This is a genomic window from Argonema galeatum A003/A1 (assembly GCF_023333595.1).
GTDB classification, from domain to species: Bacteria; Cyanobacteriota; Cyanobacteriia; order Cyanobacteriales; family Aerosakkonemataceae; genus Argonema; species Argonema galeatum.
Window position 1 is genome coordinate 149,602 of record NZ_JAIQZM010000006.1, and the last position, 15,272, is coordinate 164,873.

12 protein-coding genes are annotated in these 15,272 nt (G+C 43.6%); 9 read left to right on the forward strand and 3 right to left on the reverse strand.

The genetic code is table 11. The annotated features are described in order from the left end of the window. Positions 1 to 293 precede the first annotated feature (293 nt). Positions 294 to 746 (reverse strand): hypothetical protein, encoded by a 453-nt coding sequence (locus LAY41_RS09175; protein WP_249096725.1) that lies wholly within the window; start codon positions 744 to 746, stop codon positions 294 to 296. 261 nt (positions 747 to 1,007) lie between these two features. Here LAY41_RS09175 and LAY41_RS09180 point away from each other — a divergent pair, with 261 nt between their 5' ends. The 6 genes from LAY41_RS09180 to LAY41_RS09205 all read left to right on the forward strand — a co-directional run bounded on the left by LAY41_RS09180 (position 1,008) and on the right by LAY41_RS09205 (position 8,066). Continuing rightward, a complete protein-coding gene (locus LAY41_RS09180) occupies positions 1,008 to 2,039 on the forward strand; it encodes a permease (RefSeq protein ID WP_249096728.1) in 1,032 nt (343 codons plus the stop codon). 89 nt (positions 2,040 to 2,128) lie between these two features. Then, positions 2,129 to 3,130: a TIGR03943 family putative permease subunit gene (locus LAY41_RS09185; protein ID WP_249096732.1), complete on the forward strand. Its 1,002-nt coding sequence runs from the start codon at positions 2,129 to 2,131 to the stop codon at positions 3,128 to 3,130. A gap of 370 nt (positions 3,131 to 3,500) precedes the next feature. Next, on the forward strand, positions 3,501 to 5,033 hold the full coding sequence (locus tag LAY41_RS09190; RefSeq protein WP_249096735.1) for a TolB-like translocation protein: 1,533 nt from the start codon (positions 3,501 to 3,503) through the stop codon (positions 5,031 to 5,033). Between the two features lie 338 nt (positions 5,034 to 5,371). Further along, positions 5,372 to 7,126 (forward strand): pentapeptide repeat-containing protein, encoded by a 1,755-nt coding sequence (locus LAY41_RS09195; protein WP_249096737.1) that lies wholly within the window; start codon positions 5,372 to 5,374, stop codon positions 7,124 to 7,126. 249 nt (positions 7,127 to 7,375) lie between these two features. Further along, the gene (locus LAY41_RS09200; RefSeq protein WP_249096739.1) at positions 7,376 to 7,729 is read left to right on the forward strand and encodes a DUF433 domain-containing protein; all 354 of its coding nucleotides are present in this window, start codon (positions 7,376 to 7,378) and stop codon (positions 7,727 to 7,729) included. Further along, positions 7,704 to 8,066, forward strand: a complete 363-nt coding sequence (locus LAY41_RS09205; RefSeq protein WP_249096740.1) for a DUF5615 family PIN-like protein — start codon at positions 7,704 to 7,706, stop codon at positions 8,064 to 8,066. The genes LAY41_RS09200 and LAY41_RS09205 overlap by 26 nt, the downstream gene beginning before the upstream one ends. A 386-nt stretch (positions 8,067 to 8,452) precedes the next feature. On the opposite strand, the gene LAY41_RS09210 is transcribed toward LAY41_RS09205, so the two are convergent. Together LAY41_RS09210 and LAY41_RS09215 are read right to left on the reverse strand one after the other, a co-directional pair. After that, a complete protein-coding gene (locus LAY41_RS09210; RefSeq protein WP_249096743.1) occupies positions 8,453 to 9,364 on the reverse strand; it encodes an XDD3 family exosortase-dependent surface protein in 912 nt (303 codons plus the stop codon). Between the two features lie 117 nt (positions 9,365 to 9,481). Next, positions 9,482 to 12,058: a PA14 domain-containing protein gene (locus LAY41_RS09215; RefSeq protein WP_249096745.1), complete on the reverse strand. Its 2,577-nt coding sequence runs from the start codon at positions 12,056 to 12,058 to the stop codon at positions 9,482 to 9,484. Between the two features lie 462 nt (positions 12,059 to 12,520). Between LAY41_RS09215 and LAY41_RS09220 the strand changes: the two genes are divergently transcribed. Genes LAY41_RS09220 through LAY41_RS32225 form a run of 3 tightly spaced genes read left to right on the forward strand, consistent with a single transcriptional unit; the run spans position 12,521 to position 15,240 of the window. Then, positions 12,521 to 13,825, forward strand: coding sequence for an NB-ARC domain-containing protein (locus LAY41_RS09220; protein WP_249096747.1), 1,305 nt, complete (start codon positions 12,521 to 12,523; stop codon positions 13,823 to 13,825). Positions 13,826 to 13,853: 28 nt separating this feature from the next. Further along, positions 13,854 to 14,780, forward strand: a complete 927-nt coding sequence (locus LAY41_RS09225) for a tetratricopeptide repeat protein (protein WP_249096752.1) — start codon at positions 13,854 to 13,856, stop codon at positions 14,778 to 14,780. 16 nt (positions 14,781 to 14,796) lie between these two features. Then, positions 14,797 to 15,240, forward strand: coding sequence for a prepilin-type N-terminal cleavage/methylation domain-containing protein (locus tag LAY41_RS32225; RefSeq protein WP_338022962.1), 444 nt, complete (start codon positions 14,797 to 14,799; stop codon positions 15,238 to 15,240). The last annotated feature ends 32 nt before the right edge of the window (positions 15,241 to 15,272 follow it).

Here is a 15,272-nt window from a genome sequence, read left to right on the forward strand (position 1 = left end):
AATTCTTAAACATTAGATCGTTTTACTTAAGATTTGGAGACTTAGGAGACTTTTGTGCTATCTGCTTTGCAGCCGCTAAGAACCTATTTGAAAAATACCAGTCGGCGGAGAGAAACCAGGATTATTGTTGGGGAAGAGTGCGATCGCGCGGCTATGAGGAGTTGTTATGCTTTTGTTCAAAAAAATAACATTTTTATTCCTCTGCTCCTCTGCACAAGCGCTCCCCTGCACAAGCGCTCCTCTGCACAAGCGCTCAAATAGCATAGTAAATACGGAAGAGCCGTATTTTTTTATCAAGGCATTAACGCAAAAAAGAAATCATCCAGAGTAAACGGCACGTAGGAATGAAACTCCACCTTGGCAATGCCGTGCCGGTTTAATTCTAGCTGCTGGGGCGAAGATTCCGATTGCCCATCTGGTAGACTGGGCTGGTTAGCTACAGTGCTAGTCTGACCGAGGAAATTTCCCTCCCGGTCATAAGCCGTTAAGACGACAATTCTGGTACTGCAAACAAAGGCTCCAGCCCAGCAGCTGGGTTTGTCAAAATAGGCACTCAGGCTCATCAGATTTCCCATTGGGATGAGGACTGTCGATCCGGATTTGGCCCTAAATCCTGGGTTAGAAGGTTCTATAGCGATCGCACCACTAAACCGGATACCCATGTGGCGATACTGGTCGTTTACGCGCTCAAATGCCGTTAAATCCTCGAAATCAAGCCGTATTAGCCTTGGACTTGCGAGTTCCATTTGGGCCAGTTGCAACATAAGAAGATTAATCTAAACAGCTTAGTAAATGACTACACAAAGCAAGCGAGTGATTCCCTGTAATCTCGGTCAAAAATTTTGACCGTTCTCTTTATCTGCTTACAGAATATAGGTTAATACTGAGGCAAGATTCGCCCTTACGGGTGAAAAGAGGGATATATACGGTTATAGGAAGAGGACTAGATTGGTTAAAATATCTTGACAAATGCCTAGAAATAGATAAAGCTCCTCACCACGAATCGAATGACTCAATTGAACAATGCTTTTACCTTATTCCTGAGTTTGCTAGTAGAGGCGATACCGTTCCTGCTGTTGGGGGTTCTGTTCTCAGGTTTGCTGCTGTTGTTTATCGATGAGCGCAAATTGAGTGCAGCTATGCCTCGGAACCCCCTGCTGGGAGCTTTAGTTGGCAGTTTAGCGGGCTTCCTGTTTCCAGTTTGCGAGTGCGGTAACGTCCCCGTAGCACGGCGGTTGCTGATGCAGGGGGTACCCGCACCAGTGGCGATCGGGTTTTTACTCGCAGCTCCGACAATCAATCCGATCGTAATATGGGCAACTTGGACAGCATTTCGGGAGCAACCAGAAATTGTCGTACTGCGGGTACTATGTTCCCTGAGCATAGCCACTATTGTTGGCTGGATATTCAGCGCTCAGGCTGATTTGCGACCCCTGCTGCAACGACAAGTCGCCAGCGCGATGCCAACACCCAAACGCCGAATTGCCTGGTCTGAGATCCCCAAACTGGAAAATGCAGCCCCTGCTTTGTTGCAGTCGGGTACTTTTTTACTCGGTGGGCCTGGTAAAGTCATCCGAATGGACACGGCGGCATTCCCGGTTACAGGAGCGTCTGCGGCGGTGAGTAAACCTCTAAAATATCGTCTGAGTCTGCTTCTGGACAATACAGTGCAGGAACTGCGGGAGTTAGGAGCTGTATTAGTGCTAGGGAGCGCGATCGCAGCTTCTATTCAAATCCTAGTTCCCCGCGAAATTATCCTTTCCGTGGGTAATAGCCCGATCGCTTCTATAGTAGCGATGATGGTATTGGCAGCAGTGGTGTCAATTTGTTCAACTGTGGATTCGTTTTTTGCCCTCTCGTTTGCTTCTTCCTTTACCAGCGGCTCCCTGCTAGCATTTCTGGTATTTGGCCCGATGATTGACCTCAAAAGCATGGGTTTGCTGCTGTCAATATTCAAACCAAGAGCGGTATTTTATTTATTGGCTCTAGCCGCTCTACTTACCTTCTTGTTTACCTTGATCTATCAATTGGCATACTAATGAGGATGGCAAATTTAAGATTGTAGATTTCAAATTGAATTTTTCAATCGGCAATTCTTCAATCTCAAATCGGAACTTTCACTTTACCAATGACAATCCAAAATCCAAAATCCACAAACCCACATACCCTACTGCCCTGGCTGGATGTAGTTGCGATCGTCGCCTGGGGCATTTTGCTGTTGAAATACTGGATAACAGGCAAGTTATACCTGCTGATTCATCCCGATTACTTTTGGTTGGCGATCTTAGGTGGCTTTGCTTTGCTTGTCATCGGTATTTTAAAAGGATTATCCCTCCTCTACAACGAACAAATCCTCAAGCGTCAACCTTCATCTGTACAAAAGAGATTAATCGCGTCTCTACTTTGGTTAGTAATTTCAGGCGGTGGGTTGATGCGGCAATTGTTTGGTTTTCAGAAGGGGTCTTCGCGTCGCGGAGATAGCACCATCAAGAATGAGCCGTCTACTTTCCCACGTCCTTCATCCAACTCCCAACCTCAACACATTTCTCTATTTCCCCCCGGTTGGAGTACGGCTTTGCTCCTGACAACAGCGATCGTGGGTTTTATAATTACACCCAAACCGTTTACGAGCCAAACAGCATTATCGAGGGGCATCACGGATTCCTTGTCGATGACGCGATCGCAGCCCCAAGAATTTAGGAGTGCAAAACGTTCCGAAGATCGATCGCTCATTGACTGGGTGCGAACCTTAAACGCCTATCCAGAACCCGACGCCTACACCGGACAAAAAATGAAAGTGCAGGGCTTTGTTATCCATTCTAAAGAATTACCAGAGCAATACCTACTGCTTTCCCGCTTTGTAATTACCTGCTGCGCCGCCGATGCCTATCCAGTAGGGTTGCCAGTCAAACTGTACGGGCGAAGCATCAGTGTCAAAAGTTCCGATTCAGAATCTGAGTCTATCTACACCGATGCTTCGCCCCTACTCCGCACCGCCTTTAAACCCGATTCTTGGTTAGAAGTTGAAGGCCAAGCAATCACCGAAAATCTGGGAGGTAAACGTCAATTGACTATCCAAGCTAGCTCTATCAAACCTATTCCCGAACCTAAAAACCCATACGATTATTAGTCATTAGTCATTAGTTATTTCTCTAACGCAAGTTGCTAGTTATATAGTTGAGGCTGGTATTAGGTACGTTGTTGCGATGCCGCGCTCTTATCCAAGTTCTAATAAGAGCGCGGCATCGCAACAACATACCCAGAAAGCAAGTAACTAACAACTTGAGTTCTCTAACAGACCTCTCCAAAAAAGAATGTAGAGACGTTGCATGCAACGTCTCTACAATGGTTCCAGGTAACGCACCTTTAATTTCTGGAGATGTCTAATGAAATCAAGTTCGGTTATAGACTTATCGCATCAGTACTTAATATGACCAATCACCAATGACCAATGACCAATGACCGATGACCAATGACCAATCAGCAATCACCAATGACCGATGATCAATCTAAAATTCAAAACCCCAAATCTAAAATGGATTGAGCCCCTTGACCGCGTTGCTATTACGGTTATGCTGGTGCTGAGTGTAGTTATAGGGCTGCTATTGTGGCAGGGAGATCATTCATCAGCCCGCGTGCGAGATTTCAGCTGGGAAAATAAACAAATTGGATCTGAAGATAACCGCTTCATCCTGACTTTTAGCCGCCCAATGGAACACGCAAGTGTAGAAGCAAATCTGCAAATTAATCCGCCCCTACCAGGAAAATTTAGCTGGGCTGGACGTAAATTGGCCTATACCTTAATTGCACCTGCCCCATACGGCATTGAGTATGAAGTCAAGCTGCTCCGAGCAAAAGACCGATTTGCTAGTTCAGAAGAAAAAGAAGCTAACATCAAGCCTTTTGAGGCTAAATTCCGCACGCGCGATCGGGCCTTCGTTTACTTGAGCGTACAGGGTAATGAAGCAGGTCGGTTGATGCTGGTCAATCTCAGCGCAGTCGATCCAAAACCGATCGCCCTGACGCCAGCAGACCTGGTAGTGAGCGATTTTATACCTTATCCTGATTCGCGTCGCATTTTGTTTTCAGCGAACGATCGCACATCCCAGCTTCAAGCCGTACTGGAACAAAATCTTTATACTGTCACAACTGGTATCGCGCCCCAATCCCCAAACACACAAGTCACAAACCCAGAACCAGCTGGTAAAGTCAGGCTGGTTCTAGACAAAAAAGACTACCAAAACCTGAAGTTTGACCTGTCACCGGATGGAAAAACCATTGTCGTGCAGCGGGTAAATCGACGGAATCCAGGGGATTTTAGCATTTGGACAGTAAAGATGGATAGCTCGGATCGCCCTACTGCGAAGCCCCTGGAAGGCCAACTGGGAGGCGATTTTTTGATTACCCCCGATAGTAAGGCGTTAGCGATCGCGCAAGGACAAGGATTAGCGATCGTACCCCTAGAAGCACCCCAAGATAAACCCCTCGATTTCTTGCCCAAATTCGGTACGGTGGCTAGTTTCAGCAGAGATGGTACAGCAGCGGCGATGGTGAAATTTAACACAGATTACACGCGATCGCTCTACTTAATAACCAACCAGGGAATTGAAAAAGAACTTTTGCGGATAACCGGCTCAATTGTGAGCGCCCAATTCGATTCTATGGGGCAGACTCTTTATTGCCTCCTAACCAAACTTATCCCCGGACAGCAATACCAAGAACAGCCATATATTGCCGCCATTGACCTCAAGACAGGCGAAATGAAACCACTTTTAGTGCTGCCAAATCAGCGACAGGTGCAAATTAGCCTATCGCCAGATGGCATCGCCCTACTATTTGACCAACCCCTCACAACACCCTTATCGGCAGGAGAACAGTCTGATGCCCCGCGAACAGATAGTGGCGAAGCAGTTACTTCTAGTACCCTCTGGCTATTACCTCTAGTTTCAGCCGCACCCGCCCAAGGAAACCCTGCCCAGATGCAGCCAGAACAGTTGCCCTTGCCCGGTTTTCATCCCCGCTGGCTCCCCTAAAGAAGGGGCTAGGGGCTAGGGGCTAGGGGAAGAGGGAAGAGGGAAGAGGGAAGAGGGAAGAATCCTTATGATTGAATGAGTGAATGAGTGAATGAGTGACTTTTCTAGCCCCTTTAGATAGCAACTTACGTCCAGCGCTAATCTGGGTAGACTAAGGAAAGATAGAAGAAGCGTAGGCACTCGCTTAGGCTTTGGCTTGCATACTGCGACTGATTTACTCAGCAGATGTACTTAACTGTGAAGCTCCACTAAGGTCAATATGCTAAAACCCGCCCCTATAATTCGTTAAATCGGTTACCTAATCTGCTGCCACTTCTGCCTAAATATTAGGGGTCGTAATGCAAGTACAGGATTTTCTGGCTCGATACAAACAAGGAGAGCGGGATTTTGCCCACATTGACCTTAGTGGAGCTATTCTCACCAGCGTCAACTTGCAGGATCTTGACCTCACAGGCGCTAATCTCACAGGCGCAAATCTTAGTTGGTCATTTTTGAGTCGCAGCAAACTGCACGGTGCCTGTCTTCGCCAAGCCGACCTCCGCCATGCTACCTTGGCCGGTGCTAACCTAAATCAAGCGATTTTGAGTGGGGCAAATCTTAGCAAAGGCGATTTGCGTTTTGCTCATCTGCAAGAGGCTGATTTGAATTGGGCAGTGCTAGAAGAAGCAGATTTAAGCGGTGCCGATCTCCAGGGCGCTAAGCTGGATCAAAGTAATCTCGAACGCAGCAAACTAAATGAAACCCAGTTGACGAAAGCGGAATTGATGGAGGCCAATCTTCGTCGTGCCAGCTTGATTAGCGCCAATTTCACTAATGCTAATCTCCGAGAAGCAAATCTGGAATCGGCGAATTTGCGAGAAGCGATTCTGATCGGGGCTAACTTAACAGAAGCAAACCTTACTGGTGTTTGTTTGCGATCGGCGAATTTGAGTCAGGCAGATTTGCACCGGGTGGTTCTTACGGGTGCCGATTTGAGTGAAGCAAACCTTGACAGTGCAGACTTGAGCCGAGCTAATTTGGCTGGTGCTTATCTGCTGAAAACCAGTTTGAAAAAAGCTTATTTATTAAGAACTAATCTTCAAGACGTATTGTTGCTGCGATCGGATTTGAGTGAGGCTAATTTGCGCGGGGCAGATTTGCGGCGGGCGGATTTGTCTGGTGCTTATTTAAGCGATACGACTTTGAGCGAAAGCGACTTGAGCGAAGCGTATTTAGTGGAAAGTCATTTAATTCGCACGAATCTGGAGCGGGCGCAAATGACGGGCGTCTGCATTGAGAATTGGCATATCGAAGATGTCGATCTCTCTAAAGTTGAGTGTCGTTACGTTTTTACCCAGTTCAATCATGCAACTAAAAGTCCAACCCAGCGCTATCCTGTCGGTCGGGATTTGCAACCTGGAGAGCTAGCCAAAGAGTATCTAGAAGATTCTTCTAATATCGAAATCGATTTGAGAGAGGAGCCGGATTGGTCAGCGCTGATCTTTACTATAACTAAGATGGAACAGGAGTCTCCAGAACTTACTCTGACGATTAAATCTTTTGAATCGACGACTGGGCAGTATTTGCTGCGGCTGGCATCGAATCGGTTGCTGAATGCGAAAATAGTGCGATCGCGCTTTTTGCAACTCTACCCAGAAATGCTCCAGCGCATCTTAAATTGCCGTCCGCAAATCCTCAGCCTACTTAATATCGTAGTTCGTCAGGAAAATTCCGAGCAAACATCAGGTAAAACATTAGACGAAACTGTGCCAAAGAAGCCGCAGTCGCGACCTTCAATGGATAAACAGATGCAAGTGTATCAAGAAGTTTTGCGTCAAATCGAAGCTATTTTGATGTCTCAAGAGCCAGAACAATTTGTGGGTAGCTTGGAACGGCTGCTCGATTATCTTAAGCGCCAAGGGATATCTACTGAGGAAATTCAGAAGAAGGTTATCGGTCAAGCGATCGCACGACGAGCTAAGCGAGATTCGGCATTTCAAGAACATCTTTTGAAATGGGAAAAAACGGCTAGCGATTCGGCTCGTATGTCAGCGGTTGGTTCGGCTGTTAGATTAGCGATCGCACTTATTTTGCAACAACCTAAACGACCCTAAAAAGAGAAAAAAACTTATTTTAGTAATCCAAAATATTGGATACAATCAAATTATATATTCTCAAACTGCTTATTATGGTACAGTCTAATTAAGAAACCCGTTTACCAACCAGTGCTGAACTAGCTAAGCAATATTTGACAGCCGAATAAAAGCTAGCTCGATATGCGGCTAGGCAAGATACGCGATCGCACTTTGGTTAAAAAAAATAAAATACTTTCACATAAGCCACGATAGTAGGAGAATTGACTAATGCAACTAGACGACTATTTCGACTTCCAGCGTCCCGATGATATTAGACTAAAAGGCACAAGGGTAGGAATTGAAACCATCCTTTATGACTTCATTCATCGCTCTCGAACTCCAGAAGAAATTGCCCAAACTTATCCTTCACTAACTTTAGAGCAAGTTTATGCCACAATCCTTTATTATCTACATAATAAAGAAGTTGTCAGTCAGTATTTAGCTAATTGGTTAGAGTGGGGAGAACAGCAACGTAAAGCACAAGAATTAAACCCGCCTCCGGCTGTAGTGCGGATGCGGAAACTAAAAGCAGAAAGAGAGGCAATGAAAAAAGCAAATGAGTCTGAAGTATTTGTTGGATGAAAATGTAGACCCTAGTTATAAAATACAATTACACCGACGAAATCCCGATATAGTTATGTGGATAGTCGGTGAGCCTGGTACTCCTCCCAGAGGAACTTTAGACCCAGAAATTTTGTGCTGGTGTGAGGAACATGATTTTGTGTTGGTTACAAATAACCGTACATCTATGCCTGTACATTTAACTGACCATATAGCTATAGGTCGTCATATTCCAGGAATATTTATTCTGAATCCCAAGTTGAGTATGGGTCAAACCATTGAAGATTTTATTTTTATTGCTGAAGCTTCTTTTGAAAACGAATATCAAGATCGGATTGTTAATTTGCCAGTGACTTAAGATTGGTAAGACAAGGAAGAGTAATCGCTTTTTACGTAATCTGAAACTACTAAGAGCGATCGCATTCTGACGAAATGGGAAGTCCGATCGCATTTGACAATTGCAGACATAGATCTTGCACCAGTTGTTATAACCCGGCGGGGAATCAATTCCCCGCCTAATAGCTAAAGTCGGATAAATCCGACTTAATACATATTTCATTTTCTTCAGTCCACTTAAGTGGACTTTCGCTATTAGCCTGGGGTTTGAACCCCAGGCGGGCTATCAGCGCAAGTGCAAGATTTGTATAGATGAAAAAGATGCGATCGCATATACAATTTACGCCAAATGCGAGCGCAAAAAATCAGCACAAAGTTAAAGTGATATTGCGCCCAATTTCCGCTCGATTAGATGATGCTTGCATTCAAAGCTTTCTTTTGCCTTGTGCGCTTCAGCAGCATCCCGCCGAAAGCAGCAAATGCGAGTAAACCTACAGAAGATGATGGTTCTGGTACGGTTTCTGGTACAGGTTTTGGTATAGTTTCAAGATTGCCCTTTAGAGCAATGATATCGTTATCACACTCTGGAGCAAAGCTAAGAATAAAATCTCCGTCTGGTAACAAAGAACGAGCAAAGCTCAATGCGATCGTATGAGAACCATTAGCACCGAAGTGACCAAAATCAAGACTAAGACCGCTTAAATTACTCAACAGATTAATATCACCTATCTTCGTCCCAGAAGCAATAACGTTTTGAACGTGAATTGCCTGATTGAAGTAAGGGTCATTTGCAGCCAAATCGCCTATAGATGGTGTTTTACCATTTTGCTTAACCCATGCGTTGTACTCGCTTAAGCTATCTAACGCAATACCATTGTCCTTGGCGACACTTTTAGCCGTGACCTTATCGTGAATGCCTGTAGTGCTAACACCAGAGTCATTGTTGTTAACAAATCGGATGCCAAACAAACTTTTACTAGCACTAGCAGTGCTAAGATTCTTTCCTGAAAAATTGAAGAGTAGATCTCCCAAGCCAACGTGACCGTCAGCAGCATAATTACTGCTAGTTCCTGCTAGAGGCAAATTGGTATTAATAGCAACAAAAATCTCATCAGCAGTTTGCTTAAAAGCCATACCGTAGATTTCATATTTAGTGCCACCCACATTGTTTCCTGTTATGCTGTCGTTAAAGGAATCAATTGCATAATTCCAATCCTTGTACAAAGTACTAGCTTCCGCTGGTTTGCTGATGACAGATAGGCAGCAAAGAGTTGCGGTAATAGAAGTTAAGAACAGAGAGGGAATTTTTAGGTTAATCATGGTAAATTTCCTGGTTAAGTAAAAAAAAGGGTTGGTTTGCGATCGACTTAGTTAGTTGGTCGATCGCACCTCACGATTAGAAAGTGCGATCGCCTTACACGAATTACTAACAATCTATTAGCTATTTTTCCACAGCCAATATGCTTCAAGAGGACTCATCGTTGCTTGTCTGACTAAATTTTGATTTGGGGATGCGCTAACAGAACCATTTTTAGTTCCGACCGCTAGGTGAAAGTGTGCATTGCTTCCTAGTTGACTTCCTACTGTACTAATTTGATCTCCGACTTTTACCGTGTTGCCTATTTTCCAATTGCCTAGACTTTGTAAATGACCATAGACCCATTGCTTACCATTTTTATCTTCGACAGCAATGAAATAACCGTTGCTCGATGCGCCCGTGTCATCTGTCCAGACAATTTTTCCTTGGGCTGCTGCTTTTACAGTATCTCCAGCTTTAGCCTTAAAATCAATTCCTGAATGCCACTTACCCAAAGCATTGTAGTAACTTTGGTCATATAAGTATCCCGCATTCATTTTACGCTGACTACCCAATATTGCTGTCGAAATATCTGCATAAATTTGTTTAATTTCTGTGCGACTTTCTCCATTACTAGGGTTTCCATCAAATCGAATATCATCGCCTGTTTCCCGATCCCAATCATCTTCTTTTAAAGGACTAAGTTGAGAATAGTAACCAGCCTTCTCCCACCAAGCCTTAACTTGAGCGCCTTTTTCTTTCTCGTAATACTCAACTTTGACTTCGTGAGTACCTTTAGTCAAATCAACATTGGCACTGTATTCAGTCGGTGATTGATCTTTCCACTGATTAATCACCAATTTATTATCCACCCAAAGCTTAACTCCATCATCAGCTTTTACCTTGAACGCATAGTTACTTTGGTCGAAATTAAACTTACCTGTCCAACGTACAGAAAAGTTATCATTTGCTATGCTTTTACCAGGGCCACCAGTACCCCAATTCTTGTCAATTTTGCTCTCTTTATAGATGACAGTGGGAGCGCCACTGAGGTCTTTGTTATTGTAATATTCCGCATTGAATTCACCTGTGGGAATCACAGAAAAATCATCGCGATCGAGCGGTGAATACCCGCCAGATTCCTTCCAAGGACTCCAAGTTATTTCACTATTAGAAGCAACACTGCTGGAAAAACGGGTATAAATTTTCTGATTTAGACCCTGAACAGACTGAAAGAGTTTATCACCGACAGCTTCTAATGTCGGCGCAGTCGGCGTTTCTCCACCAGATTCTTTCCATTGATTCCAGTTGATTCCATCCGCAGAAAAACGACTATAGATTTTATCGTCTGTACCTCGAGTAGATTGATAGAGTTTGCCCTTAAACTCTTCTATATCTGGAGTGCTATAAGTTGTTCCTCCTGATTCTTTCCATTCACTCCAAGTGCTGCCATTGGAGGTAAAACGGGTATAGATTTTATCGTCTGTACCTCGACTAGATTGATAGAGTTTGTTGTTGCCAACAGCTTCTAGAGAGGGAGCGCTATAGGTTGTTCCGCTAGTAGTTGCTGTCCAACCACTCCAAGTAACTCCATCGGAGGTAGAACGGTTATAAATCTTATTATCAAAACCTCGGTGAGACTGATAGAGTTTGTCTTGGAAAACTTCTAAAGCTATGGCATTCTTTGTCTTGGTATTTTCTTCAGGTGCGGGAACCCAATCAGTCCATGTGACTGCCTCACCATCAGAGGTAAAACCAGTGGAAGAACGGGTATAGATTTTATCGTCTGTACCTCGAGTAGACTGATAGAGTTTGCCTTTGAAAGTTTCTAAACTGGGAGCGCTATAGGTTGTTCCGCTAGTAGTTGCTTTCCAATCACTCCAGATGACTCCCTCCCCATCCGAGGTAAAACCTTTAGAAAAACGAGTGTAGATTTTATTATCTAGACCTCGGTGAGATTGGTAAACTTTATCACCAATAGATGTCATTGCAATCTGAGACATTTCAATAGAAATGTCTTTACCACCGATAGTGATAGTCGCACGATCATCCTCAGCTTTTAATCCCAAAAGTTCATCTGCACTTATCGTTTTACCTTGCACAAGTCTCGCAAAAATATCCCCTTCATCTCCCGCCGCATCGGAAACATTCACTTTCGAGTCGATCGAATGTCCAATTTCTTCCAGCACTACACTCGTTACCGCCTCAGTATTACCAGCATTCTTGGCAAGGAAATCCCTCGATAAATAAATCGTATTGTTAGCCGCAGCAAATGCTCCATTCGCCTCGTTAATTTCTACACCTGCACGAATCTCAATCTTTGGCAATTCGCTAAAATCCCCAGTGAGCCAATCTTTCACTAAATTACTAGCAACCTTAGCATCCCAACTATTGCCAAAAGCAATATTCATTTTATTGGTAAAATCTGGATCTTTTCCCAATCCAGTAAGAATATCTTTACCAGATTCTAAAGCTTGCTCTACCAAAGCACTTTCTGGCAAAACATGACTAGCGGATAGGATGAAGTTATCGCTATTGCCACCTGCTAAGGGCGAAATATCAATTGGTGGTTGGCTAACACCTGTACTCAAACTTTTTCCAGGTGGTTGGAAAAGAATTTCTGTCCCTGTTTCTATACTGCCACTTACCCCACTGAGGCAAGGTTTGTCTGTGGAGTTGAGCGGATTATTGCCATCGGACATCAAAGGGTTAAACATAGGTAATTGCACCAATTTATGAATGTTTACTAGAAAAATTGGCAGAAGATTTGAAAATGGAAATAGGACTATTGGGGCTAGAGGTCGATCCTCTTATCCCAACAACCCACCAACTAGAAAATTGCCAATTGTGGGTTCCTATCTATTTCTCAGGACTAAGCCTTGCTTTTTATGCGCCAAAGTCGTTTTTCCAACAAAACTTTACAAATAGTCTTTACCAGATAGACTTGGCACGCCCCATAGAGACTTGGTTGCTTGGGTTTTTACTTACGACCTCCAATATTCAGAATGCCCGATGTATAAAAGCTTGGCGGCTCAGTTTGGCTCATTTTTTGGCTCACATCTTGTGCCATTCTCAAAAAGACTGGAAAAACCGGGTTTCTGCGCCTACAGACCCCTACCCTTGTTAGCAAAAGTGAGCCATAATTTTAGATAAAGTCGTTCGCTAGAGGGAGGATAGGCGTGGCTGATTCCATCAGAGCATCTAAGCAAGGGCTAGAAATCATCGATAAAGCTAGAAGCAAGAAACGCTGGGGTCGTCAGTCTGTAGTTTGGTGTAAGGATGCCAACACCACGGAAGCAACCTTAAAGCGGTTTTGGCGGAATTTACCCATTGACCGAGAGACTTTTATAAAGATTTGTAATACTGTAGGGGTTGACTGGGAAAAAATTGCCGATCGCGAAGCAGATGCGATCGCTAACCTAGAGATAACCCAACGCGGGGTATTTATCCCCAATAGTCGCTGTAGGCGGGTGTGGGGACGAGATACACTGATTGAACTCATACTCAATCGTCTCAGCGATCCCCAAGAGTTATCTATTCTTTCTCTCAGTGGTAGTGCGGGGTATGGTAAGACGGAAGCTGCTAGTGTTGTTGCTAAAGAAGCTCTGCAAAGAAATCTCTTCGCTGATGTACTATGGGTTACGGCAAGGCAAACTGAACTTGTGGATGGTTGCATCAGTCAAGAAAATCAGTTTGACGCTCTTAATTGGCATCATTTTCTCAATCAAATAGCCCATCAACTTGCTTGTCCGATCGAGCGAGTTAACCAACATCTGAGAGAACAAAAGTACCTCATTGTATTGGACAATGCTGAAACCTCACAGGTAGAAAATATTCTCGCAAACCTTGTTAAAATGCTCAACCCCAGTCGAGCATTGCTAACCAGCCGATTGAAAACTAAACCTCCTTATGTAGGATTAATCCAAATACAAGGATTAGAAGAAGAATGGTCATACAAATTGTTGCGAGATGAAGCAGAATATAATAATATTTCAGCGTTGAGCGAAGCAAGTAACGAGCAACTCTATCGAGTGTATAAATTATCTTGCGGTGCCCCCTTAGCACTGCATTTCATTGTTGGTCGGATCTTAGACGATCGAGCTTTAGATCCAGTCTTATCTGCTCTAGAACAAGCTAGCGGAGAAGTTGAGGAATTCTATAAATTTTCCCTAGAAATAGCATGGCAACGAATTAGCAATATCGCTAAGAACGTACTAGGTTACATGGGTCGATCTGATGCAAGTGTTACCCTCCTAGAATTGTTTGATGCTGGGAAAGTTCAAGAATGCGAGTGGAACAAAGCCAAACGCGAACTAAAACGATGGTATTTAATTGAAGACGTACAAGATGCGAAAGGTAATCAAAGATATGATTTACATCCCTGGATTAGAAGCAGTTTGCGTGGAGAATTGGTAAACACCTGGCAACCCTCGCTGCAAGATTTTGAACAAATAGCCAAATCTAAGTTTGATATCGATATATAAATTCAGGTAGCACAAGGAAAAGGCGATTATGGCTAAAGTCGATTTAACCATTCTCGAAGAGAGAACAAATCTTTTTAGTTTTTTGCGAGACTTATATCAAATTTGTTCAGGGCAAAATGAGGAAAGCGATCGCTCATTTCAATTACTGTATAGAGTCTGGGAAAAAACCAGCGGTAAATTGTGGTTCTTAGGTTATTGGAACGACTATTTCCGTTGTGGTAATATCGTTCTCAAATCTGCCAAAGCTGTAAATAATATGGCAATTGAAGCCCAACTGTTGAGCGAAATGGGATGGGTTTGTATGGAGTGGGAAGATTTTGCCACAACAGAGAAATTCTTCAATGAATCCCTCCATCTGTACGAACTGCTGGAAAACCCCAGAGGAAAGTGCCGATTGATGCGTTATTTGGGAGTTTTGTCTCATCGCCAACAACAACTAAACTCTGCTCTAGAACACTATCGAAGAGCTTTGGAAGTAGTAAGTGCTAATTGCACTAGCTCGTCTGCAAACGACAATTGGGCTTTTCACGAAGCAGAATTACCTAATGTTTTGGGAGAACTTTATTTAGAATTGCAAGACTTTTCTGCAAGTTATCCCGAACTTAAACAATCGTTAGAAAGATACACTTCTCTGATTAATAGATATCGCTATTATCAAGCCGATCCATTACTTAACTTGGGACGCTGGCACTTCCTACAGGGAGAATACGATCGAGCCAGACAGTATTATCAAGATTGCCTTCAACTCAGCCAAGAAATCAGTCGTCCAGATACGATAGCTGGTGTGCTGCTGCGTCTAGCTGAACTAGCTGAAGTAGAGGGCAAAACTGAAGAAGCTTTACAATTGGCAAGTGAAGCAGAGCGTGTGGCTGGTACTGAGATTCCTTCTGTACGAGAAGAAGCGGCTCGTTTTAGAGAAAAATTGTTGATTAAATACTCTTTAAATAATGTGTAATGCCGGAGCAAATTTCGTGATAAAAGCGAATCAAGGATTTACTTTAACCGAAACTTTAGTGGTAATTATTATTATTGGCATTCTTGCTGCTATTGCCATACCTACTTATTTAAAAATTATCCAAAAATTTACCGCTTTATGCCGTAAAGAAACCTGCATAAATCGCGATGCTATAAATCAAAGATGCAACAAAGATGTAAGAACAATAGATTTAAATTTATTACCAGATGGCACAAAGATTGAACTAAGGTACTCAAGTCGATGTGATGCTGGATGGGCTAGGTCTACAGCACCAGTTAATTCAGTTATTTATGTTGAAGATTTTCAAGCTAATAAATACGGTCAATCTAGAATTCGGCCAGATGGATTGATCGAACATTACGGCAACATGGGGCCAGGTAGTAACCTTAAGGCTTGCGTTCAATTCGCAACTGGCGAAGTAATGTGTTCAACTGATTGACCGACAAAACCTAAAAGGACACGGCATAGTTA

Excerpts from the sequence above, each read along its gene's own strand:
- LAY41_RS09175 (WP_249096725.1), bottom strand. The coding sequence starts at position 746 with ATGGAACTCGCAAGTCCAAGGCTAATACGGCTTGATTTCGAGGATTTA.
- LAY41_RS09180 (WP_249096728.1), top strand. The coding sequence starts at position 1,008 with ATGACTCAATTGAACAATGCTTTTACCTTATTCCTGAGTTTGCTAGTA.
- LAY41_RS09185 (WP_249096732.1), top strand. The coding sequence starts at position 2,129 with ATGACAATCCAAAATCCAAAATCCACAAACCCACATACCCTACTGCCC.
- LAY41_RS09190 (WP_249096735.1), top strand. The coding sequence starts at position 3,501 with ATGATCAATCTAAAATTCAAAACCCCAAATCTAAAATGGATTGAGCCC.
- LAY41_RS09195 (WP_249096737.1), top strand. The coding sequence starts at position 5,372 with ATGCAAGTACAGGATTTTCTGGCTCGATACAAACAAGGAGAGCGGGAT.
- LAY41_RS09200 (WP_249096739.1), top strand. The coding sequence starts at position 7,376 with ATGCAACTAGACGACTATTTCGACTTCCAGCGTCCCGATGATATTAGA.
- LAY41_RS09205 (WP_249096740.1), top strand. The coding sequence starts at position 7,704 with ATGAGTCTGAAGTATTTGTTGGATGAAAATGTAGACCCTAGTTATAAA.
- LAY41_RS09210 (WP_249096743.1), bottom strand. The coding sequence starts at position 9,364 with ATGATTAACCTAAAAATTCCCTCTCTGTTCTTAACTTCTATTACCGCA.
- LAY41_RS09215 (WP_249096745.1), bottom strand. The coding sequence starts at position 12,058 with ATGTTTAACCCTTTGATGTCCGATGGCAATAATCCGCTCAACTCCACA.
- LAY41_RS09225 (WP_249096752.1), top strand. The coding sequence starts at position 13,854 with ATGGCTAAAGTCGATTTAACCATTCTCGAAGAGAGAACAAATCTTTTT.